This is a genomic window from Flavobacterium suncheonense GH29-5 = DSM 17707, from assembly GCF_000430025.1.
Lineage (GTDB): Bacteria > Bacteroidota > Bacteroidia > Flavobacteriales > Flavobacteriaceae > Flavobacterium > Flavobacterium suncheonense.
On record NZ_AUCZ01000004.1, the window covers coordinates 33,399 to 56,964 of the forward strand.

Here is a 23,566-nt window from a genome sequence, read left to right on the forward strand (position 1 = left end):
TGGGCACGGATTGCAAATCCGCGCTATCGGGTTAAACGGCTCACCATTCTGTGGTCCGCCGAGTTCAGTAATAATGGGCGAAATGCGGTTCGCAGCATTTTACCGGCTTTTCCGGCGCGTCCAAATTCCGAACCGTTCTCTCTGGTACGCTGAAATGCCGGATCACTCGCAATGCGGTTGGCATCAATACCGCCTTTTTCACGAACTAAATACCCATCTCCCGATTTGTAAAAAGTAACATCCCCAATGGTACCTTTAATTTTAAATATGCCTTTCTGTCTGGCCATAATGTTTGTCTTTTAAATTAATAAAATAATTTGCTTATCAATCGTAATTCTGTTGCAACATTTCCGGATTGATCCGGAGGCAAATTTTTAAATTATATCAAGCGTTTTTACCCGCTGCCATTCCAAATGACAGAAAGGAACACAAAAGACATTTTTAGACGTAAACGACCACTTCAAACCGATACATTTATTAAATATTTTAGTGGCTCAAAAAAACAGCAGCTTTTAAATAGCATAGACAAAGCATGGATAAAGTATGAAAACAACACCCAAAAGAATTTGTATTTACCCGAAAGATGTACAAACCATAACCGGAAAAAGCTACCGTCAGTCAGCAAGGCTATTGCAAAGGATTAAGGAAGAACAAAATAAACCCCAATCCAGTTTGGTCAGTATCGATGAATTTTGTGAGTATACAGGTTTAAAAAAACAGTTAGTGGAAAATTATCTGTAAGGAACATTAACATCACGCAGCAAAGCCTCCCGGGCTTTAAGCAAAACTAAAAACAAAAGAACAGGATTTACGGTTCATTTTCAAAACCTACAGCTAAAATTCATATTGCAACAAAAAATCAAAGCAAAAATGTTGTTACAACGGTGCTAAAGCCAAGAAACCACACACCGGTTCGTGTAAATTCGTGTAATTGGTGTAATTCGTGGCCAATTCAAAAAACTCTTAAAAAATTAAGAATTTCTTCATAAAACAACGGGTATTTCTTAAATTTGTTATTCTTCGCCTTGCTAGACACCAGGTTCACCTCATATTGTGGTAAGGTTGTGCATACCGGTTTACAGCGTTTTTTTAATCCGAAAAAAAGATACCTATGGATGATATTGTTGAAATACGGGAACTAAAGCTGGACGATTACAGACAACTGATTGAAACCATGGAAGCCGCCTACAAAAACTGGGTAGGCAACCTCTGGACGTTTATGGCCATAGACCGGCTCATCAAGAAATTCCCCGAAGGCCAGCTGGTCATTTGTTATAACGATAAAATCGTAGGCTGTGCGTTGTCCATCATTGTAAACTACGACGATTTTGGCGACAACCATACCTACAAAGAAATTACCGGAAATTATACCTTTTCCACCCACAACCCCCAAGGCGATGTACTGTACGGAATCGAAGTGTTCATCCATCCCGATTACCGCGGAAGACGCTTAGGCCGCAGGCTCTACGACGTCCGGAAAGAACTCTGTGAGAAACTCAACCTCAAAGCGGTGGTTTTCGGCGGGCGCATCCCGAACTATTACCAGTACGAATCGGAAATGAAGCCCAAAGAGTATATTGCCAAAGTAAAACGCAAGGAAATTTATGATCCTGTTTTATCTTTTCAGCTCAGTAACGATTTTCACGTTAAAAAAGTGCTTACCAATTACCTTCCCGAAGATTTGCAAAGCCGCGAATATGCCACCTTGCTGCAATGGGATAACGTCTATTACGAAGACAGCGAAACAGAAACCAAAAGAGTAACCCGAAACGTCCGTCTTGGTCTTATCCAATGGGAAATGCGCTATTATACATCGCTGGAACAGTTGTTTACCCAGGCCGAATATTTTATCGATTCCGTATCGGCTTACAAATCGGATTTTGCGGTCTTTCCGGAATTTTTCAACGCCCCGATGATGGCACTGCTGGAAAGCAAAGACGAAGCCGATGCCATGCGACAGTTAGCCGACTATACCGAACAAATCAAAGACAAGTTCAGCGAATGGGCCATCAAATACAACGTCAACATCATTACCGGAAGCATGCCTTTTATGGAAGACAACCGGCTTAAAAACGTTGGATTTCTCTGCCACCGCAACGGGAAAACCGAACGCTACGAAAAAATCCACATCACACCCGACGAGCAAAAATACTGGGGGCTTAAAGGCGGCGACATGCTCAGAACCTACGATACCGACGCCGGAAAAATTGGCATCCTAATCTGCTACGACGTAGAATTTCCCGAACTTGCCCGTTTGCTTTCCGAAGAAAGAATGCAGATACTGTTTGTCCCGTATTTAACCGATACCCACAATGCCTACATGCGAGTACGCCATTGCGCCGCAGCCCGGGCGATTGAAAACGAGTGTTTTGTGGCCATTACGGGAAGCGTCGGGAATTTGCCTCAGGTGGAAGCGATGGATTTGCACTATTCGCAGGCCGTGGTGTTTACGCCTTGTGACTTTGCCTTTCCGTTTAACGGCATCAAAAGTGAAGCGACCGCCAATACCGAAATGATTCTGATTTCCGATGTCGATTTGAGTTTACTGGAAAGTCTGCATTTCCACGGCAGCGTAAAAAACCTCTTAGACAAAAGAAACGATTTGTATGCCACGCAACTGTTAAAATCAGTGCCTTCCGAAGGATAAACAGGCAATATGAAGTAAAAAAACAGTTGAAAATGAAAAAAGCCGGGGTGGAGCCCCCGACTTTTAAAGTGAACGTGTAACCACATTGCTGTGCGTTCGGGTACAAATGTAATGCTAATTATCGGATTTAAGTCGTTTTTTCTCTGATATTTTTATGGGAATAAAAAACAGACGAAAGCGGGTAAAGAAAAAGCCACTGTACCGAAGTACAATGGCTTTTCATCAATCCATAATAACTAACTGCATTATTGCCAGCCGCCTCCTAAAGCTCGGTAAATGTTAACCATGGCGTTTAGCTGCTGCATTTTGGTTTCCACCAAATCGAATTTGGATTCCAGAGCATCGCGTTGGGTTAACAAAACTTCCATATAATCGGCACGGGCAGAACGGAACAAATCGTTGGATATGTTAACCGAGTTGTTCAGCGCTTCCACCTGTTGGCTTCTCAAAGCATAACTCTTTTCCAGATTACTGATTTTAGACACCTGATTGCTCACTTCAATATAGGCTTTCAGAATGGTCTGCTCGTAATTGTAAGCCGCCTGAATCTGTTTTGCGTTGGCCGTATTGTAGCTTGCTTTAATCGCATTTCGGTTGATTAAAGGTGCCATTAAATCACCGGCTAACGAGTACAATAACGATTTCGGTTTGAAAAGATATTCCGGATTAAAGGCCTGATACCCGATACCGGCAGAAATCCCTACAGAAGGGTAGAAACGTGCTTTCGCCGATTTCACGTCCAGTTTCGTAGCGGCCAATTCGTATTCCGCCTGTTTGATGTCCGGACGGTTGGCCAGCAAATCCGACGGTAAACCAGTGTGTACCACATTGGGCAGGCTTTCAGTAAAAGTACCGCTGTTGCGTTCCACAGGCTGCGGGAATCTGCCGACTAAGAAATTAATCCGGTTCTCCGTTTCCACAATTTGCTGTTGAATGTCAAATTGCAGGCTCTTGGTTTTAAACACTTCGGCTTCAAATTTCTTAACGGCCAATTCGGTCGTACGTGCGGCATCTTTCTGCCATTTTACGATTTCCAAAGCATTACTTTGAATGGCAATGTTCTGATTTACAATTTCCAGCTGATTGTCTAACGCCAGCAATTCATAATACGAATTCGCAATTTCCGAAACCAGATTGGTTACCATGAAATTTTTCCCTTCCACCGAAGAAAGATAACGACTCACCGCCGATTTCTTGGCGTTGCGGAGTTTTTTCCAGATGTCCAGTTCCCAGTTCGCGTAAAGCCCTAAATTGAAATCGTTTAGCGGTTCCGGCATTTCTTCCCCGGGGCTGATTTCAGTAGTGGCTTCCATAGCCCCGATGTTAGTGTACCGCGCTTTTTTATCCACGGCGGCTCCGGCTTTGGCATTTACAAACGGGAGGTATTCTCCTTTTCGGGCTTTGATTTCGTTTTTTGAAATCTCAATCTCCTGCATCGTAATGTTCAGCTCCTGATTGTTTTTCAACGCTTCGTCAATCAATGCTTGCAGGTTGGCATCCTTAAAATAGGTTTTCCAGGACATTTTTCCCGAATTCACCGTGTCCTGAACAGCGGTATACTGCTCAGGAACTTTGGTGTTGGCATTCTTTTCGGCTAGGCCGGGTGTTTTACAGCCTGCTACACTCAGCAGAATGAGCGTGCCGGCTATGCAACTATATTTCCAGTTCTTAGTTGTTTTCATGGTTTTCTTCAGTTTCTTGTTGTGGTTTAAACGCATCAATCATATGCACGAATTCATCGGATAAGGAGCTTTCGTCTTCGCCTTTAATCAGTTTACGGCCGTCGGCCAACGATCCGAAAATGTAATACAGTCCCGGAACGACAATTACGCCGAAAACAGTTCCCAACAACATTCCGCCTAAAGCAGCCGCTCCAATGGTTTTATTTCCGATGGCACCGGCTCCTGTGGCAATAATCAACGGAATTAGTCCGGCAATAAAAGCAAAGGAAGTCATCAGAATCGGACGGAAACGCACTTTTGCCCCTTCGATGGCTGCTTCGAGTATGGTCATGCCTTCGTTGTGCTTCTGTATGGCAAATTCCACAATCAGCACGGCATTCTTCCCGAGCAGTCCGACGAGCATGATGAGCCCGATCTGCGCGTAAATATTGTTTTCAAGCCCCATTAACTGCAGCAGCATAAACGATCCGAAAATACCCGCCGGCAACGAGAAAATAACCGACAACGGAATGATGAAACTTTCGTATTGCGCCGCTAAAACCAAATACACGAAAATCAGTACGATGCCGAAAATGTAAATGGATTCGTTACCCCGGTTGGATTCGTCATAAGACAGACCTTCCCAGGCGATGTCATAGCCTTTTGGCAACGAAACTTCGGCTACTTCACGAATGGCCTGAATGGCTTCGGCAGTGGTGTACCCTTTTGCCGGAAGTCCCTGAATCGCCGCGGAATTATACATGTTGTAGCGCGTAATCTCATTCGGTCCCTGTGATTTTTTCAGGGTCATAAACGCGGAATACGGTACCATTTCCCCATTTTCGTTTTTCACAAACATGTTCAAAATGTCCGAAGGCAATCGTCGGAATTTAGGATCGGATTGAACATACACTTTAAAGAAACGGCCAAATTTGATGAACCCCTGTTCGTAGGTACTACCAATCATGATGTTGAGGTTTTCCATGGCTTTACCGATGGAAACGCCTTTCTGCATCGCCAAATCGTTGTTGATTTCCAGCTCGTATTGCGGATAATTGGCCGCGAAGAAGGTAAACAAACCGGTCAGTTCTTTGCGTTTGCCCAAATCGGCCATGAATTTTTTGTTGACTTTGTCGAATTCGTGGTAATCGGTTGTGGTATTCTTGTCCAGCAAACGCATCGAGAAACCGCCCGAAGAACCGAATCCCGGAATGGCTGGTGGCTCAAAGTATTCCACCACGGCGCCCAATCCTTTCGATTTTTCTTCCAGTTCTTCCATGATTTCCTTCACGGTATGTTCCCGTTCCGACCAAGGTTTTAGGTTGATTAGACAGGTGCCGGCATTCGAACCGCGTCCTTCCGTCATAATCTCATAACCAGCCAATGAAGACACCGATTCTATTCCGTCAACACTTTTACATATTTTCTGCAGTTTTTGCGAAATCTGATTGGTGCGTTCCAAAGTCGAGCCCGGAGGCGTCTGAATAATGGCATAAATGGTTCCCTGATCTTCATTCGGAATAAATCCGGACGGCAGAATTTGATTTTCAAAGATAATGCCCGCACAGAAAGCAGCTAAGATTCCAAACGTAACCCATCTTCGGCTGGCAATCTTTCGTAACAGCGAAACATATTTACCGGTCAGTCGGTCAAAAATACTATTGAACTTGTCAAGGGCGCGGGTAAAGGCATTGCTTTTCTTTTCGTGCCCGTGATGGTTTTTCAGCATGATGGCACACAATACCGGGGTTAGGGTAAGGGCAACCAAAGCCGAAATCACAATCGAACTCGCCATGGTAATCGAGAACTGACGGTAGAACGTTCCTACAGGACCCGACATGAAGGAAATCGGCAGGAATACGGAAACCATTACCGCAGTAATCGCAATAATTGCCCCGCTGATTTCGCCCAATACTTTTTTAACGGCCTGATACGGTGTGATATGCGGGTCTTCCTCAAACTTGGCATGGACGGCCTCGACGACGACAATCGCGTCATCCACCACGATACCAATCGCCAGTACAAGCGCAAATAAGGTAACTAAGTTGATGGAAAGCCCGAAGAACTGAATCACAAAGAACGCCCCGATTAACGATACCGGTACGGCAATAATCGGAATTAAAGTCGAACGCCAGTCGCCTAAGAAGATAAACACTACAAAAGCTACCAGAATGAACGCATCGCGTAAGGTGTCAACAACCTGTTCAATAGACGCATCAAGGAACTGCGAAACGTCGTAACTGATTTTGTAATCCATGCCAGGAGGAAAGGTTTCTTTCATTTCCTCCAGTTTGGCTTTGATTTCTTCAATAACCTCGCTGGCGTTACTGCCGTAGTTTTGTTTTAAGACGATGGCCGCAGACGGGCTTCCGTCCAAATTGGAATAGATGTCGAAGAATTCACTTCCCAATTCCACTTTTCCGATGTCTTTCAAACGGATTTTTTCGCCATCTGAATTCGCACGGATAATTACGTTTTCGTATTCTTTAGGCTCGCTGAAACGGCCTTTATAGGTCAGTACATATTCCAGTGACTGGGCAGCAATACCCGAACTCTGTCCGATCCGGCCCGGACGTCCGATGATACTTTGTTCGCCTAAAGCGTCCATCACTTCATCCACCGAAATATTATACGAACGCATCCGCTCCGGATTTAACCAGACCCGCATCGCATAGGTTCGGCTTCCCAAAATCTGGGAACGCGCCACACCTTTCAGTCGGTTGATTTCGGGAATCATTTTTACGCTGGCATAATTGTACAGGAATTTTTCGTCCATGCCTTTGTCTTTCGAGTAAAGGTTCACGTACATTAGCATGGAAGGCTGAATCGGAGTAATGACAACCCCTTCCCGTTGTACCAGTTCCGGCAAGAGCGGCATCACCTGATCGACCCTGGTTTTTACCCGGACTACGGCTTCGTTGGGGTCGGTTCCGGGTTCAAAAATGATTCTTAAGGTGGCCTCTCCGGCACTGGTGGCGTCGGTGGCAATATAACGCATGCCTTCCACACCGTTTATGGCATTTTCCAAACTGATAAGTGTCGATTTTACCAATACATCGGCACTCGCACCGGGATAGGCAATAAAGATGTTAACGGTGGTTGGCGCAATTTGCGGAAACTGTGAGATGGGCAACTGTTTGATGGCCAGCGATCCCACAAAAAGTATCACGATGGAAATCACAATCGCGAATACCGGTCTGTGTATGAATTTGCTAAACATTTTTCTCTTTTTTTAAGATTTATAATTATTCAGCATACAAGTCTAAATGCGACAACACGGTGTTCGGAGCGACTGCTTTATACTCGATTTTTTCGTTTTCTTTCACCAGGCCTAATCCTTCCAGCAGAATTTTATCGCCTTCCGATAAGCCTTTTACGGCGAAGATGTGCGGCAATTCGGCCACTATGGAAATGGCTTTGGAATGTACTACATTGTTTTGGTCTACCACATATACATATTTTTTCTCCAGTACTTCGAAAGTGGCTTTTTGAGGAATCAGCATCACATTTTTCAGCGGAATCGTGGTTTGAACACTTCCGGTTTCGCCATGGCGCAGCAGCCCTTTCGGATTCGGGAAGGTCGCACGGAAAGAAATGTTACCAGTTTCGTTGTTAAAATCGGCTTCAATGGTTTCTACAACGCCTTTTTGAGGGAAGAACTCGTTATTTGCCATCAGCAAATCCACGGTGGTTTTGCCGTTATCTTTCGTTTTCGATTTGTAATCCAGATATTCCGCTTCCGGAACGTTGTAGTACACCCACATTTTGCTGTTATCAGACAAATTAGTCAACAAATCGCCTTCTTCCAGCAAACTTCCCAAACGCACATGGAATTTGTCGATAATCCCGTCAAACGGCGCGCGGATTTCGGTAAACTGTAAATGCACTTTTGCCACACCCAGTTCCGCTATGGCTTTGTCTAACTTGGCTTTTGCCATGGCAAGTTCGTTAGGAGAAACGACGTTTTTCTCGGCTAATCTTTTGGTGTTCTGATATTCGATTTGCACAAAGTTGACCTCGGCCTGCATTTTCTGCACATCCGCCTGATAGAGGTTCGGCATGATTTGGAACAACAATTGGCCTTTTTTTACGAATTGGCCTTCGTCTACATAAATCTTCTGTAAATATCCGCGTTCCTGAGCCCGTAATTCGATATGATTGATGGCGTGAATCTGGCACACATAAGATTTTGTGATTAAAGTGTCTTTTTGTATAGGGTTGGTAACCAAAAAGTTGTGATTTTCTTCTTTCTTTTCTTTTTCAGTATTGCAGCTGGTGTTCCATAGCAGACCACACAAGCTAAGAAGCAATAAAAGTCTTTTAGCCATAATAATAAAAATGGTTATGATTGTAAATTTTGAAATGGTAAAGGTGCTCCGGCTTGTTTTAGAGAACTAAAAAAGTCAGTTTAAGCCATAAAGGCTTTAAGGGAGCAATTCCGGGAAAGAAGCGGGATCAAATCCTGTAGACGCAGAAAATAATGCAGAACGACTTAATCGTTGCGAGGTATAAGAAATGTTGGCAGGGTGCTAAACCGTTGTGAAACAGTTGGCTGATATTGCCGTTGGTAGCTGTAAAAAAGTAGGTTTCAAAGAAACTGAAAGTGCCGCTGAGGTGATTGAACTGAAAATTTTCCGTTTCAATTTCACTTTCGGAAAGCTCAATTTTGTCTTTAAAAGCCTTTGGAATAAATAAGTACTGCTTAACATCAGCATCCGATTTAAACTCAGCATCTGAAGAAGCATACACTTCGGAATTCTTTTCAGAGGATAAAAAATGAGCGTGCGCCTTATCGGAATTAACAGCAAACAGGTTGTTAAACCATAAGACGGTAAAAAGAAGCAGGATGTGATGAAACAGTCTCTTCATAAGTACGGCAAAAGTAATTAAAGTTTTCTGTTAAGGAAACTTAATGCATATAAAATGATGTTAAAATAATTTTACGGTTTTAAAAAGTGTGTTGTGACGCTTTGCTTTTGTTTAAAAAGGTTTTGGAGGAAGCAGTCGTAAATCCGGAGAAGAATATTTTAGCGTTTTAGCTGTCCTGAAACGGTTTGTAAATTTAGATTTAAAAAATGCAATTTATTTATGATAGAAAATCAGAAATAGTTACTTTTGGAGCGATTAAAAATCAGACTTATACATTCTTGCATTATGGTAAAAGATTTATTTGAAAGAATACAAAACAATAAAGGCCCGTTAGGAAAATGGGCTTCACAGGCAGAAGGTTACTATGTGTTTCCGAAATTGGAAGGCGAATTAGGACCAAGAATGAAATTCCACGGAAAAGACATTTTAAACTGGAGTTTGAACGATTATTTAGGATTAGCGAATCATCCGGAAGTTCGCAAAGCGGATACCGAGGCGGCAGCACAATTCGGAGCCGCTTATCCGATGGGCGCCCGTATGATGTCGGGTCACACCAAATACCACGAACAACTGGAAAACGAATTAGCGGCTTTTGTGCAGAAAGAAGCGGCTTATTTGCTGAATTTCGGGTATCAGGGAATGGTGTCTATCATTGATGCTTTGGTGTCTAAAAACGACATTATCGTATACGATGTGGATTCTCACGCGTGTATCATCGACGGCGTTCGTCTGCACATGGGAAAACGTTTCACCTACAAACACAACGACCTGGAAAGTATGGAGAAAAACCTGCAGCGTGCCACTAAAATGGCACAGGAAACTGGAGGTGGTATCCTTTTCATTACCGAAGGGGTTTTCGGAATGCGCGGTCAGCAGGGGAAACTGAAAGAAATTGTGGAAATGAAGAAAAAATACAATTTCCGCTTGCTGGTAGACGATGCGCACGGTTTCGGAACCCTTGGGAAAACAGGAGCCGGAGCAGGTGAGGAGCAAGGTTGTCAGGACGGAATTGACGTATATTTCTCAACATTTGCAAAATCCATGGCTAATATCGGGGCTTTCGTAGCGGCAGATAAAGATGTAATCGATTATCTGAAATACAACTTACGTTCGCAAATGTTCGCTAAAGCGTTGCCGATGATTCAGACTATCGGTTCACTGAAGCGTTTGGAGTTGTTGCGCAATTCGTCTGAAATCAAAGACAAATTATGGGTAAACGTAAACGCTTTACAAAACGGATTAAAAGAAAGAGGGTTTAACATTGGCGATACTAATACCTGTATCACACCGGTTTATCTGGAAGGTTCTATTCCGGAAGCGATGGTAATGGTAAACGATTTGCGTGAAAACTACGGAATCTTTTTATCCATTGTGGTATATCCGGTAATTCCGAAAGGTATCATCTTGTTGCGTATGATTCCAACGGCGTCGCACACGCAAAAAGATATCGACGAAACTTTAGCTGCTTTTGAAGCCATCCGTGAGAAATTAACCAACGGAACGTATAAAGCAATCGCTGAAAAAACTACGGTAGACGTTTCTGCTGAGTAATTTCAACAATTCAAATCATAAAAAAAACCGAAGAGCAATCTTCGGTTTTTTGTTTATATATCTTTTCGATACGTTCGTCTCCATTTGTGAACGGTCGGATCAAAATTCTTCCACAAATTATGCATCGCATGATTCTCCTCCAATTCCGGAGTGCGGATGAAGCGTTTGATGCCTTTTTCTTTGAAAACTTTGTAATATTCATCGAAAATAACGGCCGTAATGCCTTTGTTCTGGTATTCAGGGCTAACCCCAATCAGGTAAAAAACCACTTCTTTTGAATTTTTTTTCGCCTGCAGCAGATGAATAAATCCGAATGGGAATAATTTACCTTTGGCCTTCTGCAGTGCTCTTTCAAACGACGGCATCACCACGGTAAAACCAATCATCTTGTCGTTTTTATCAATAATAAATTTGATGTACTCCGGATTGATGAAACTGATGTATTTCTTCTTGAAATATTCCTTGGTTTCTTCATTAATGGCCACAAACGACTGTAGTGAAGCATAAGATTCGTTAAACAGATCAAACATCTGATCCACATACGGCATGACTGCTGCGGATGTTTTAAAGTTCAGCACTTTTAAACCGTAACGCTCTTTAATCATTTTGCTGGCGCGCTGAAAAGGTTCCGGATTTACTGCTTCCATGGAAAAGTAACTCTCGAAATATTCCTTTTCTTTTACCATGCCCAGTTTTTCAAAGTGTTCTTTGTAATACGGCGGGCTGTACCAGGAAATCATCGTACCCAGTTGGTCAAAACCTTCCGTTAAAACGCCCACTTTATCTAAATTGGAGAAACCCATTGGGCCTTCGATATGGTCCATGCCGTTTTCTTTACCGAATTCGGCCACTTTATCCAATAGCGCTTTAGTTACTTCAAGGTCGTCAACAACATCAAACCAGCCAAATCGGGTTTTCTTTTTCTTCAGCAGGTTTACTTCGTCCCAATTAATGATGGCCGCCACTTTTCCGGCAATTTTTCCGTTTTTGTAGGCCAGAAAAAATTTAACGCTGGCTGTTTTAAACGCCGGGTTTTTGTCTTTATCAAACGATTCCAGCTCGTCGGCAATAATCGGCGGAATCCAGTACGGATTGTTCTTAAAAAGGTCGAAGGAGAACAAAACGAACTCCTTCAACGCTTTTTTTGAGGTAACCTCTTTTATTGTAATCATGTTATTTTACTTCGTCGGTACGGTTTTTCTTTTTCTCCATGGCTTTTCCTTTCGAATCGCCTTTCACTTCTTTCCCTTCTTTAATTTCGATAGGCTTGTAGTTTTTGTCAAATCGCCACGCAAAACCTACGGCACCGCTCAGGATGGACGGCGTGTCTTTAAAGTTGGTTCCCAAAGAAACGTCAACCTGCATGTTTTTCTTCAACAGGAAAGCACCACCGCCGCGGATTACACTGTCGGCATACCAGTCGCTTTTGTAACCTTGGTTTTCCAGAAAAACAGACCATCTTTCCCCAACGGCACGGCTTAACGTTAAGATGTAGCCCAGTGAAGGATAGTCGGTTGTGAATTTATCGTAGATGATGTTGGTGGTCAATACGGTTTTGTTACCGAAATGGTTTTGCAAAATGGCCATTACTTTCGGGCTGAAACTCGGGTCATTCGGAAAGGTATACGGATTGTCTCCAACATTGAAATTCGCTCCGGCATACACACCAACAGCCGGCAACAATTTTCTCCATTTGAATTTTTTATTGGCTTTCCAGCTGTATACGTTCACTTTTTCCTTGTAGTTTTTCCACGGGTCGTAAACCAGATATTTGGCTCCTACTAATAATTGTCGGAAGCCGTTGCGGTTTTCGTTTCCGAAAGGCGTGCTGAATTTGTCGGTTTCATATTGCATTTCGGCAATAAATTCCAGTTGCTCCAGAAAAGCACCGTAACGAACGGCTAAATCCAATCCGAAACCTTTGGATTCTGTTTCCAGTAAATCGTGGTCTTCTTTCAGATAAAACACGCCGGTTTCCGCCTGAATTACTGTTTTTCCGATCGAATACGCTCCAAAAGATTTTCCCGGACGGTTCGAGTTAATTTCCTCTGTATATTGAGCAAAAGTGATTCCCGACGTTAAAAGCAAAAAGCCGAGAAGTTTTGTTTTTATGTTTCGCATGGTTTGTGAGTTTCCGTTTTTATTAAGCTTTCCAAAAATAGCATTTTTATTATTATTTTAAGAAACGAAACCGATTTTTAAAGTTAGCTTTGCTTAAATTTGAAAAATTTTATTTCGATTATGGATACGGCCTCATTTACCGGACTGTTAAGAACCTTACTCTGGATTGTTTTTATTTACTACGTTTTGAAATTCCTGATGCGTCTGCTTGCACCGTATTTGTTTCAGCAGGTAGTAAAAAAAGCCGAGCAGAATTTTAAACAGCAACAACAAAACTATCAGCAAAATTATCAGCAGCAATATTCGCAACAAAGTCAACCGCAGTCTTCTAAGAATGAGATGCCCCGGGAGAAGAAAAAAGTAGGCGAGTATATTGATTTTGAAGAAATTGAATAAGCACAAGTAAAAACGAATAACCCCCAGTTGTTCGTTTTCTTTTTTTAAAAGGGTTTTTATTGTTATTTTAGCCTGATTTTTAAGCTAATCGAAGCAATTTACATTCATATTATATGAAAAACCTAAACAAAATCTACCCTTATTTGCTGGTTATAGCAGGTTTTGCAATCATTTCCCTTCTTTATTTTTATCCGGTCATGCAGGGTAAAAAAGTCTTTCAAAGCGACATTGCTCAATACATCGGAATGGCAAAAGAGCAGGCGGATTTCAGAAAAACCACGGGAGAAGAGCCGTATTGGACGAACAGTGCTTTCGGAGGCATGCCAACGTATCAGTTAGGCGCCAATTATCCGCACAATTACATCAAAAAATTAGACAGTGTATTCCGATTTCTACCGCGTCCTGCCGATTATTTGTTTTTGTACTTTTTAGGTTTTTTCATTTTGCTGAAATCCCTCCGGGTAGATACGATGAAGTCGTTTTTCGGAGCGCTCGCGTTTGGTTTTTCTACTTATATGATTATCATTCTCGGGGTGGGGCACAATGCTAAAGCGCACGCCATTGCCTATATGCCGATGGTAGTTGCCGGCGTTATTCTGGTGTATCAGAAGCGCTATGTTATTGGTGGTTTGCTCACGATGATAGCAGCCGCACTGGAAATCAACGCGAATCACTTTCAGATGACGTATTATTTACTGTTTTTACTTTTGGTGATTGCGTTGTATTATACAATCCAGTATGTAAAAGAAAAAGATTTCAAAGGGCTTTGGAAGACCGCCGGAATTTTTGCACTGGCCGCGATACTTGCTGTTGGTGCGAATGCTACTAACTTAATGGCGACTTCCGAATACGCCAAATATTCCACCCGAAGCGACAGTGAATTGAGTTTCGCACCCGACGGGAAAAAAGCAGACAGCAGCAATGCCATGTCCTACGAATACATCACCGAATACAGCTATGGAATTGCCGAAAGTTTAAACCTTATTGCCCCGCGTTTGTTTGGGGGTTCCAATCATGAGAATACAGGAGAAGGTTCACCGATGTATGATTTCGTATTGTCACAAGGAGCTTCACCGGCAGAAGCCAAGGATTTTGCCTCTTCGGTACCAACGTATTGGGGTGATCAGCCTATTGTGGCAGCACCGGCTTATATCGGCGCCATCGTTTTCTTCTTATTTGTCTTGTCGATGTTTGTAGACAAGCGCAAAATCAAATACGCGTTTTTAGGCGGTGCCATTTTATCGTTGTTGTTGTCTTGGGGGAAACACTTTCCGTTATTGACGGATTTCTTCATCGATTTCGTGCCGATGTACAACAAATTCCGGGCAGTATCTTCCATTCAGGTGCTTTTGGAACTGTGTATGCCGGTTATGGCGATTTTAGGTTTACAGGCATTCTTCAAAGCTGAGGAAAAAGAGCGTTTTACCGCTTTATGGAAAACAGCTGCAGTAACGGTAGGCGTAATTGTTGTCTTGTTCCTTTTCAAAGGCATGTTCCGATTTACCGGCGGCAGCGACAGCATGTATTTGCAGATGTACGGCGAAATGGGTCCACCGTTTATCGATGCTTTAGTGGAACAGCGCAAAGAAATGTATTCGTCCGATTTGATGCGTTCCGGAATACTTATTTTACTGGCAGCAGGAACACTTTGGCTATTCCTTAAAAACAAACTATCTGAGCTAACTGCAATTATCATAGTGGGTGTTTTAATGGTAGGCGATTTATTCTTTGTAGACAAAAATTACGTAAACAATGACAGTTTCGTTTCGGCCCGTCAAGCGGATTTACCGTTCGAAGCCACACCGGCTGATGAGCACATTTTACGCGACACCACCCATTACCGTGTTTTTGAAGTAGACGGGAACATGTCGAGCGCGCGTGCGTCGTATTTCCATAAATCGATTGGGGGGTATCATGCCGCCAAACCACGAAAAATGCAACAGTTGTTTGATTATCAGATTGCGAAAAACAATATTGAAGTGTTGAACATGCTGAATGTAAAATACATCATCCAAAAAGACGAAAAAGGTCAGGATGTTCCGATGGTCAATCCGAATGCGAACGGAAATGCCTGGTTTGTGAATAAAGTTCAATTTGTAAGTTCTGCCGATCAGGAGATGAAAGCTTTGGACAAACTGGATTCCAAAAACACTGTAATTCTCAATACATTGGCAGAAGGAGGACAGGATTTTAAAGGAGCGGAAAACATTTCTAAAGATTCCACAGCAACTATAAGATTAACGGAATACAAGCCAAACCGTTTGGTTTATACATCATCAAACACTAAAGAAGGTTTTGGTGTGTTTTCTGAGATTTACTATCCAAAAGGCTGGAAAGCTACCATTGATGGAAAAGAAACGAAAATCTACAATGTAAATTATGTCTTGAGAGGTTTGCAAATCCCAGCCGGGAAACACACCATAGAATTCAAATTCGAACCGCAAGTGGTAAAAACCGGAAGCCTGATTTCCTTAGTAAGCTGCTTTGGTATGATACTTTTAATCGGTTTCGGAATTTTTACAGAAGTTAAAAGAAAAAAAGAAGAAGTATAAAATCAGTGATAATCTGCGTTGCGTGCATCCGTTTTATCTTCGTTTCAAGAAAATATGAGAATCATTTTATTAATAGCATTAGGCGGAGGATTAGGCAGCGTTTTTCGTTACCTGACCGCTCAGTTTGTTAATAAACATGTACAGTTATATTTTCCGTATGCCACGTTTACCGCGAACATTCTGGGCTGTTTCCTTATCGGTCTGTTTTTAGGCTATCTGGAGAAAAACCACATCACCAATCCGGATCTGAAATTCTTTTTGGTAACCGGTTTTTGTGGCGGTTATACAACATTCTCCACATTTTCAAACGAGAATGTACAACTACTGCAAGCCAATCAGATTGGAACGGCATTTCTATATATTGGTTTAAGTGTGATTTTAGGATTAGCCGCCACCTATGCCGGTTTAATGGTTTCGAAAGGATAACATGAAAAAAGTACTCATCATAACGTATTATTGGCCACCCGCGGGAGGACCCGGCGTACAGCGTTGGCTCAAATTCGTGAAGTATTTACCGGATTTCGACATCGACCCCATAGTTTACATACCCGAAAATCCGACTTATCCGTTATTGGATGAAAAGTTGGTTGCAGATGTGCCGAAAAACGTAACCATTCTTAAAAATAAAATCATTGAGCCGTATGCCTGGGCTTCGGTTTTTTCGAAAAAGAATACCAAAAAAATCAGTTCCGGAATTATTCCGAACCAGAGAAAACAATCCTTGATTCAGAAAATGATGCTTTGGGTTCGCGGTAATCTGTTTATTCCCGATGCCCGTGTGTTGTGGGTGAAACCATCTGTAAAGTATCTGTCAAAATACATTCAGGAAAATAATATTGATACGGTAATTACCACCGGACCGCCACACAGCCTGCACTTAATAGGATTGCAGCTCAAGGAAAAGCTGAATGTCAAATGGATAGCCGATTTCCGCGATCCGTGGACGACTATCGGGTATCACAAAGCTTTGAAATTAACGGAAGCATCGGCTAAAAAGCATAAGGATATGGAGAAGAAAGTCATGACTACCGCTGATTTTCTTTTGGTAACCAGTCCAACCACCAAAAAAGAATTTGAAGCCATTACCAATAAACCGATTCATGTCATTACGAATGGTTACGACGTGGAAAATGTGGGAAGGCCGGCTATGGATGAAAAATTCACCTTGGCACACATTGGGTCGTTTTTATCGGAACGCAATCCGCGTGTTTTGTGGAAAGCCTTGCGGGAACTTACCAAAGAAAATGCCGAATTCAGAAAGCACTTCGAATTGAAATTGATAGGCGCTACCAGTCAGGAAGTTTTGGATGCGATTAAAGAATTTAAACTGAATACTTTCGTAAACAATTTGGGTTATGTTTCACATCAGGAAGCGGTGGAACAACAGCGGAAATCGCAGGTTTTGTTGCTGATTGAAATTGATTCGGAAGACACGAAAAGCATCATTCCCGGAAAATTGTTTGAATATATGGTGTCCGAACGTCCGATTTTAGCCATCGGTCCAAAAGACGCGGACTTTTCCGAAATCTTAAAACAAACCAATAGCGGAACGTTTGCCCTGTACGACGAAAAAGACAAAGTGAAAGAAACGATTCTCAATTATTTCAACTTATATCTGGAGAAGAATTTGAAAGTGTATCCCGTTGGTTTGCAACAATACAGCCGAAAAAACCTGACCAAAGAATTAGCGGCGCTTCTAAAATAACTACTTGTAAAAGGTTCAAATGAGAATTATAGACCTATCAACCTGGAACCGAAAAGAGCATTTTGAATTTTTTACGAAAATGGACAGTCCTTATTTCGGTATCGTAACTGAAGTGGATTGTACGCATGCATATCTGAAGGCGAAAGAGTTGCAGCAATCTTTTTTCGCTACGTACATGCACAAATCGATGATGGCAATCAATCAAACGGAAGAATTTAAATATCGAATTGTAGACAATCAGGTGGTGGTTTTTGATGTCATTCACGCCGGAACGACAATAGGAAGGGAAGACGGGACTTTTGGGTTTGCTTTTATTCCTTTTTCAGACGATTTTGAAGTTTTTAATGCGGAACTGCAACGGGAAATTCAGGAAGTGCAAAATTCCACCGGATTACGATTGAACAATGATGATTTCAAAAGCGATTTAATTCGTCATTCAACTTTGCCGTGGTTGTCGTTTACCGGGCTTCTGCATCCGACGAATTTCAATAACAGCGAATCCGTTCCGAAAATTACTTTTGGAAAGGCGTTTGTCCGTGAAGGGAAACGGTTTCTTCCGTTTTCCATTGAAGCCAATCATGGGTTAGTGGACGGCTTCCATATCGCAAAATATCTTGAAAAATTTCAATATTTCCTGAATTCGATTTAATTGAAAAATCCCGCTTCATATTGCTGTGAAGCGGGATTTTTATTTACAGGTTTAACGGTTTGATATCGCCGGCCGCTGTGATAATATAATAGCGGTTGTTGCGAATAATGGTGTTTTTCGGTAATTGGTCTTCCTTCAATTTGATTTTTATTACCATATCGTAAAACAGTTGAATCGTCGGTTCGGTAATTTCCGGATTCACCACAAAAGTGTGCGATTTGGCCAAGGCTGCATCATAAAATTGCGTCGTGTTTTTCTTCACTTGATTCACCTGACTTTTTGGGTCAAAATTAATGGAAGCCTGACTGTAAGCGGAATACGATTTGTAACTTTCCATCGGATAAATGGTGTTGTAGCCTTCGGTTAGCGTTTTTTCCTTTTTGAACAAATCGGTATTCATAATGACGGAATAATTGGTGAGCATTTGTTTGTATTCTTCCAAGGCTTTTGCCTGAAGCACGTCGCGAATCTGATCTAAATTACTCGTCACATAATCCACTTTTGCCATATCATAAATTTCCTGTTTGGCGCAAATGTTCATGATTTTGTTCAGGTCGTTGGTGTTTTTGTATTTGATGATGAGGTTCTTCTTCAGTTCAAATCCGGATGGTTTTTCGTTGTAGGTTTTCGGGTTGAAAATCTTTTTTTCTGCTTCGTATTCATAGGTTGGGATGAATGTGATGATATCGGAAACCACTTCGATATCTTTGTTGAACTCCTGAAGTTCTTTTGCCACTTTGTTAATACGGTCGTCGATGAGATTCGTTACTTCTTCCGCCGATTTTCCAATCTGTAAAACACTGAAAACCGCCCGCTGCGCCGTTGCTTTTTCGTTATAAATTCCTTTGATGTTAATGACCATTTCATAATCGTTGGAATACGTTGTCTGAATACTGTTCACTTCCCGATTCTGATACTGGTTATTGTAATTGTAATTACCCATTTCTTTTTTAGCGGTTTCCGAATTCACGTTCCCGGAATGTTGTGCGTTAGCATTTAAAAAAGAAGTTGCAATGCATACGATGGTTAGCCATTTTGATTTCATGATGTTTGATTTTTAAGGTTGATGAGGCAAATGTATTTTCAGATGAAGAATTGTTTGCTGTAAAAGGACTTTCGACTTACTGTAATGTTTTTTCAGTACATTTACAGTGCTTTTACAGTAAAGAAAAGCTAGCAGCAACTACTTTTACAGCAGTTATTTATGACCGAATTGGACGTGTTTTTTCAGTTGAAACTAAGCGTTTTGGAAACGTACCGAAAGCAGCATCCGTATTTTACTGGAAGTTGGAAAACGTTCAGTTCCCAGGATATTTTCAACTTGATTGACTCCATTCAGCTGAATACAAAACAATCCGTAAGTGAAAAGTGGATTTACACCCATCTGAAACCGGAACAGAATGAGAAGTTACCCCGAAAAGACATGCTGGATATTTTAAGCCAGTATGTTGGTCTTTCAGGTTGGGACGAATTCAAATTTCAGTATAAGGGAACTGCAATTTCAGAAGAAACGGAAGAAGCTATAATTTCAAAAACCGGAAATAGTAGAGCATTTTATGTTATAGGAATATGTCTTATACTCATACTTGCAGCACTGTTTTTGAAAAATGTATTTGTTCCGGAAAAGAAAACCATCGAATTGAAAGACACTTTTACCAAAGAAAAAATTGCAACCGATGAAGTGAAAGCTTTTGTAGTAAACGATTCGGTGGAAAAGGCAATTCCGATAAAAAACGGTATTTTGGAAGTTGGTGTAAAAGATAAAGTGGTATTGAAAAGCCCATTTTATGAAGGCAAGCAAATTACGGTAAGTTCCAATTCCGAACCACAGATTATTGAACTCAAACCCGATGATTACGGAATGATGTTAAAAGCCTTTATGCAATCGGATATCAAAGATTGGGAAATCCGAAAAGCACAATTGGAGATGATTTTATCTGATAATCTGGAAGTTATGGTAATGCTAAAGGATAATTTAGGCGTCGAGTATTTTGATAAAAAAGAATTTACTCAACAATTGGTGGTGCCTACGCCTTCACTGAAGCAACTCAAAATAGTGGTTTTGGAAAAAGACAAGGAAAATAAGATTTCGCTAATCCGATTAATTCAAAAGTAAGATGAAGCCATTTTTAAATATATTTTTATTGTTTGCTTCGGTTTTGTGTTTCGGACAGAATATTTCGAATAAAGAAATGAGTACTGAAACTTCCGGTGTGAATAAAAAAATGTCAAAACAGGCAATTCAGACCAATTTTAATGTTGCTTCCATTGTAGTTTATCAAGAGAATGCGGAAGCCAAAATCAAGGATTTGTACAGTTATTTTCAGCTGCTTTCTGGTAATGAATCGGAAGCGTTTAAAAATCAGGTGATGGAAAGTATCAAGAGCCTTTTCGGAAATACTGCTGTTATGATGGATAATATGGTTTTGGATGCTGATACTACAATTACACTTGATGCTTTTCTGCAACTACTCAAATCTTCTAAACACCATATTCAGTTGCTTGAAATTGAGAAAAAAGCCGTTCAGGAAAACAGTTTTGTGTTTAGTTATACAGTTCTGGTGAATTCTCAAAAGAAGAACATTCAGCAGCAGGTTTTTTTCTATCCGGTTCAAAAGCAATTCGGAAACAAAACCAAAGAAGTTTGGGAATACACTTTGGGGCCATTAAAAATGTAAAAATCCCGCTTCACATTGCTGCTCCACGGGACTCTAACCAAACTAACCAACCAAATCTATTATGATCTTTTATTTTTTTCCATTACAGAACGTTCGTCTTTTTTAACCGCTTCGATTTCTTCTTTGCTCATTTTCGCTTTGGTTCCGTCGGCTCTGTAGTAGTAGTAATCGTCTTCGTTGTACCCTGATCCGCTATCGTAACCATAGTCGTAATCGTAGCCTGTTCCGTAGTTACCGCCATAGCCTGCATCGGCAAATGGGTTGTAAGCGTAGGCATGACTGGCACCGTTCACATATCCGGTTACATCGATGATTTGTCCTCTTCTGTTGTAGAAAATTCTCAAACCACCCACTTGAGTAAGCGCAAAACTGTTATAGCTCATGTATACAGAACCTACGCGTTTTACACGGTTACGGCTGTCGTAGTTGATGAAAACGTTTCCGATTCGTCTTACACGTCCTAAGTTGTCGTGTTCAATACGTACACCGTAGTTTGCCGGTCCGTAATAGGTTGTGGCATAAACGCCGGGCGCTCCGTAAGTGGTGTTCACCTCAGTTCTTCTTGGGCCTGAAGGTCTTGTGTTGAAATCAAATTCACCGTTAGGGAATATGTAAAACTCAATACCGCGTTCCAGAAACATAATCGGTTCGGCGTTGCGATAATCCACATAATGACGTGGGTTTCTACCGTTGTTATCAGAAAAAACAGGATTTTCTGACGCAAAAGCCATACTTCCTACCAGGATAGTACTGGCTACTAAAAGAGTAATTTTTCTCATAACATTACAATTTAACAGTTTGCTTACTCTTTCGATTTTCGGCTTCCTCGAACAAGTAAAAATTCTTGTTGCTTAGTGATATCCAATTAGCGTGCCAAAAAATGTTCTGTGTGTTTTTAATTTGATTCTTTATAAGTTAATATCCTGATAAACAGTGTTTTGTGTAAAATAAAAAATTTCACTTTTTACAGAGAAATGAGATTGTGTTTTGTGTGAAGTATGATTTAATTACAATTTTTCCGCGAAGGCAATGATGTGACCGTCCAAATCGGCTACATAACCAACGCGGTCACCCCAGTTTCGGTCTTCGATGTCGCTGATGATTTTGGCTCCGGCTTTCACGGCATTATCAAATTCAAATTGCAAATCGGTTACATAAAAATAGAACTCACAACGCGGAATACCGTTTCCTTTTTCCGGGTGAACCGTTTTCGGGGTTAAGATTTTGGCAATACCGCTGTTGGGCATCAGTCCGATTTTGAGGGTTTCGGAAAGGGTGAATTCGGTCATGCCGGGCACTTCCAAAGTAGGTTTGGTTCGGAACACGGCTTCGTAAAAGCGGGAAGTACTTTCCTGATTGTCAACATATAGGATGAATTCGGAGGCTAAGATTTGTTTCATTTGTGATTTTGTTCTATTGTGATGGAAAAATATAAAAAAATGTAGTTCCTAAGCTAAAATTTTATAAATTCGTGAACCAAACTAACAAACCGACTTAACTAATTAACTAAAAATGAAAATTCTTACCGTAAAACTACTGCTATTACTTTCGGCAGTGTTTTGTCTGCAAACCACTACTGCACAGACGTTCATTCAGGCGTATGCCGATGTTGTCAATCAGACTTCCCAAACGAACGTTACCGCAAATTTAACCGAATACGAAGCGTTAGGAGTTAAACAGCGCGGTTCAGCTGCTTTACAGAATACTTTAAATTGGCTGAAAACAAAATATCAAAGTTATGGTTACACAGCTTCACAAATTGTTGAAGATTCGTACACCTATACCTATTCCGGTTCTCCGGTTACTTGTAAAAATGTTGTGGTAACAAAGATAGGAACCCTGTATCCTAATACTTATGTTATTGTGTGTGGTCATTACGATTCCATTGTCGGAACGGGTACAAACGATAATGGCAGCGGAGTGGTAACTATCCTGGAAGTTGCAAGATTGCTGCAAAGTGTTCCAACGGAGTATTCGGTTAAGTTTATCAATTTCAGTGGCGAAGAAGACGGCCTGCGCGGCAGTCAGCATTATGTAACCGATGTGGTTAACGCGACAAATCCGAAAATGGACATCCGTTTGGTTTTCAATATCGATGAAGTAGGCGGAAGAGCCGGAATGGCCAACAATTCCATCACCTGCGAACGCGATACCGGTAATCCAACCACCAATAACGCCGCTTCGAATACCATGACACAGGAACTGATGAATTGCGTGAGTTTGTATTCTCCTTTAACCCCGGTTCTGGCATCGGCTTATGCATCGGATTACATGACTTTTGAAAACAATAACGAAATCATTACCGGTTTTTTTGAAACCAATGAAACGCCTTATGCACACACGGTAAACGATTTGTTGGTAAACATGGATCCGGTTTATAACTTTAAGGTGGCTAAAGCTGCCGTAGGAGCAACTCTTCACTTTGCCAAAGCGTCAGTAGCGGCACTTTCCCAGGAAGATTTCCAGGCTGATTTTCAGATAAGCTTTTTCCCCAACCCGGCAAAAGGCAAGCTGAACATCAATTTAGGAGTTTTAACCAATCCCAATTATACGTTTTCAGTAGTAGATATTAATGGAAAGAAAGTGATTGCAGAAACTTTTCAGAATGCCCGACAGATAGAAACGCTTGATGTTTCGCATTTGAGTTCCGGCGTTTATTTGGGTATTTTAGAATCCGGAGAGACTAGGGTTACAAAGAAAATCGTAATCGAATAAATAAAAAAGACCTCTTAAACGG

General features: G+C 41.5%; 20 protein-coding genes and 1 pseudogene. 11 read left to right on the plus strand and 10 right to left on the minus strand.

Going from position 1 to position 23,566, the window contains the following annotated elements:
* Window positions 1-26 precede the first annotated feature (26 nt).
* A pseudogene (locus G498_RS0102380) lies at window positions 27-287 on the minus strand (hypothetical protein); the annotation flags it as partial.
* Window positions 288-543: 256 nt separating this feature from the next.
* On the opposite strand from G498_RS0102380, the gene G498_RS16025 reads away from it, so the two are divergent.
* Window positions 544-741 carry a hypothetical protein gene (locus tag G498_RS16025; protein ID WP_081694197.1) on the plus strand — a complete coding sequence of 66 codons (198 nt, stop codon included), beginning with the start codon at window positions 544-546 and terminating at the stop codon, window positions 739-741.
* Between the two features lie 370 nt (window positions 742-1,111).
* On the plus strand, window positions 1,112-2,647 hold the full coding sequence (locus G498_RS0102390; protein WP_026979672.1) for a carbon-nitrogen hydrolase family protein: 1,536 nt from the start codon (window positions 1,112-1,114) through the stop codon (window positions 2,645-2,647).
* 245 nt (window positions 2,648-2,892) lie between these two features.
* On the opposite strand, the gene G498_RS0102395 is transcribed toward G498_RS0102390, so the two are convergent.
* From G498_RS0102395 to G498_RS0102410, 4 genes are all read right to left on the minus strand, one after another.
* Window positions 2,893-4,329, minus strand: a complete 1,437-nt coding sequence (locus G498_RS0102395) for a TolC family protein (protein WP_026979673.1) — start codon at window positions 4,327-4,329, stop codon at window positions 2,893-2,895.
* Window positions 4,316-7,528 carry an efflux RND transporter permease subunit gene (locus G498_RS0102400; RefSeq protein WP_026979674.1) on the minus strand — a complete coding sequence of 1,071 codons (3,213 nt, stop codon included), beginning with the start codon at window positions 7,526-7,528 and terminating at the stop codon, window positions 4,316-4,318. Before G498_RS0102400 ends, G498_RS0102395 begins: the two co-directional genes overlap by 14 nt.
* A 25-nt stretch (window positions 7,529-7,553) precedes the next feature.
* Window positions 7,554-8,636 carry an efflux RND transporter periplasmic adaptor subunit gene (locus G498_RS0102405; protein WP_035743836.1) on the minus strand — a complete coding sequence of 361 codons (1,083 nt, stop codon included), beginning with the start codon at window positions 8,634-8,636 and terminating at the stop codon, window positions 7,554-7,556.
* 127 nt (window positions 8,637-8,763) lie between these two features.
* Window positions 8,764-9,177, minus strand: a complete 414-nt coding sequence (locus G498_RS0102410) for a hypothetical protein (RefSeq protein WP_026979676.1) — start codon at window positions 9,175-9,177, stop codon at window positions 8,764-8,766.
* A gap of 285 nt (window positions 9,178-9,462) precedes the next feature.
* Between G498_RS0102410 and G498_RS0102415 the strand changes: the two genes are divergently transcribed.
* Window positions 9,463-10,728: an aminotransferase class I/II-fold pyridoxal phosphate-dependent enzyme gene (locus G498_RS0102415; RefSeq protein ID WP_026979677.1), complete on the plus strand. Its 1,266-nt coding sequence runs from the start codon at window positions 9,463-9,465 to the stop codon at window positions 10,726-10,728.
* A 53-nt stretch (window positions 10,729-10,781) separates the two neighbouring features.
* Here G498_RS0102415 and G498_RS0102420 read toward each other — a convergent pair whose 3' ends face one another.
* On the minus strand, window positions 10,782-11,900 hold the full coding sequence (locus G498_RS0102420; protein ID WP_026979678.1) for a GNAT family N-acetyltransferase: 1,119 nt from the start codon (window positions 11,898-11,900) through the stop codon (window positions 10,782-10,784).
* 1 nt (window position 11,901) lies between these two features.
* Window positions 11,902-12,849 carry a transporter gene (locus G498_RS0102425; protein ID WP_026979679.1) on the minus strand — a complete coding sequence of 316 codons (948 nt, stop codon included), beginning with the start codon at window positions 12,847-12,849 and terminating at the stop codon, window positions 11,902-11,904.
* Between the two features lie 120 nt (window positions 12,850-12,969).
* Here G498_RS0102425 and G498_RS0102430 point away from each other — a divergent pair, with 120 nt between their 5' ends.
* The 5 genes from G498_RS0102430 (at window position 12,970) to G498_RS0102450 (ending at window position 18,151) form a co-directional block, all read left to right on the plus strand.
* Complete coding sequence (locus G498_RS0102430; RefSeq protein ID WP_026979680.1) at window positions 12,970-13,245, plus strand: DUF4834 family protein; 276 nt, start codon at window positions 12,970-12,972, stop codon at window positions 13,243-13,245.
* A 113-nt stretch (window positions 13,246-13,358) separates the two neighbouring features.
* Window positions 13,359-15,797, plus strand: coding sequence for a YfhO family protein (locus G498_RS0102435; protein WP_026979681.1), 2,439 nt, complete (start codon window positions 13,359-13,361; stop codon window positions 15,795-15,797).
* Between the two features lie 54 nt (window positions 15,798-15,851).
* On the plus strand, window positions 15,852-16,223 hold the full coding sequence (gene crcB, locus G498_RS0102440) for a fluoride efflux transporter CrcB (protein WP_026979682.1): 372 nt from the start codon (window positions 15,852-15,854) through the stop codon (window positions 16,221-16,223).
* Between the two features lies 1 nt (window position 16,224).
* Window positions 16,225-17,502, plus strand: a complete 1,278-nt coding sequence (locus G498_RS0102445) for a glycosyltransferase family 4 protein (protein ID WP_026979683.1) — start codon at window positions 16,225-16,227, stop codon at window positions 17,500-17,502.
* 19 nt (window positions 17,503-17,521) lie between these two features.
* Complete coding sequence (locus G498_RS0102450; protein WP_026979684.1) at window positions 17,522-18,151, plus strand: chloramphenicol acetyltransferase; 630 nt, start codon at window positions 17,522-17,524, stop codon at window positions 18,149-18,151.
* A gap of 43 nt (window positions 18,152-18,194) precedes the next feature.
* Here G498_RS0102450 and G498_RS0102455 read toward each other — a convergent pair whose 3' ends face one another.
* On the minus strand, window positions 18,195-19,196 hold the full coding sequence (locus G498_RS0102455) for an SIMPL domain-containing protein (RefSeq protein ID WP_026979685.1): 1,002 nt from the start codon (window positions 19,194-19,196) through the stop codon (window positions 18,195-18,197).
* Window positions 19,197-19,355: 159 nt separating this feature from the next.
* Between G498_RS0102455 and G498_RS0102460 the strand changes: the two genes are divergently transcribed.
* Together G498_RS0102460 and G498_RS0102465 are read left to right on the plus strand one after the other, a co-directional pair.
* Complete coding sequence (locus G498_RS0102460) at window positions 19,356-20,267, plus strand: hypothetical protein (RefSeq protein WP_026979686.1); 912 nt, start codon at window positions 19,356-19,358, stop codon at window positions 20,265-20,267.
* Between the two features lies 1 nt (window position 20,268).
* On the plus strand, window positions 20,269-20,829 hold the full coding sequence (locus G498_RS0102465) for a hypothetical protein (protein ID WP_035743840.1): 561 nt from the start codon (window positions 20,269-20,271) through the stop codon (window positions 20,827-20,829).
* A gap of 59 nt (window positions 20,830-20,888) precedes the next feature.
* Here G498_RS0102465 and G498_RS0102470 read toward each other — a convergent pair whose 3' ends face one another.
* On the minus strand, window positions 20,889-21,608 hold the full coding sequence (locus G498_RS0102470; protein WP_026979688.1) for a hypothetical protein: 720 nt from the start codon (window positions 21,606-21,608) through the stop codon (window positions 20,889-20,891).
* Between the two features lie 228 nt (window positions 21,609-21,836).
* Window positions 21,837-22,229, minus strand: coding sequence for a VOC family protein (locus tag G498_RS0102475; protein ID WP_026979689.1), 393 nt, complete (start codon window positions 22,227-22,229; stop codon window positions 21,837-21,839).
* Window positions 22,230-22,341: 112 nt separating this feature from the next.
* On the opposite strand from G498_RS0102475, the gene G498_RS0102480 reads away from it, so the two are divergent.
* Complete coding sequence (locus G498_RS0102480; protein WP_026979690.1) at window positions 22,342-23,544, plus strand: M20/M25/M40 family metallo-hydrolase; 1,203 nt, start codon at window positions 22,342-22,344, stop codon at window positions 23,542-23,544.
* Window positions 23,545-23,566 lie beyond the last annotated feature (22 nt).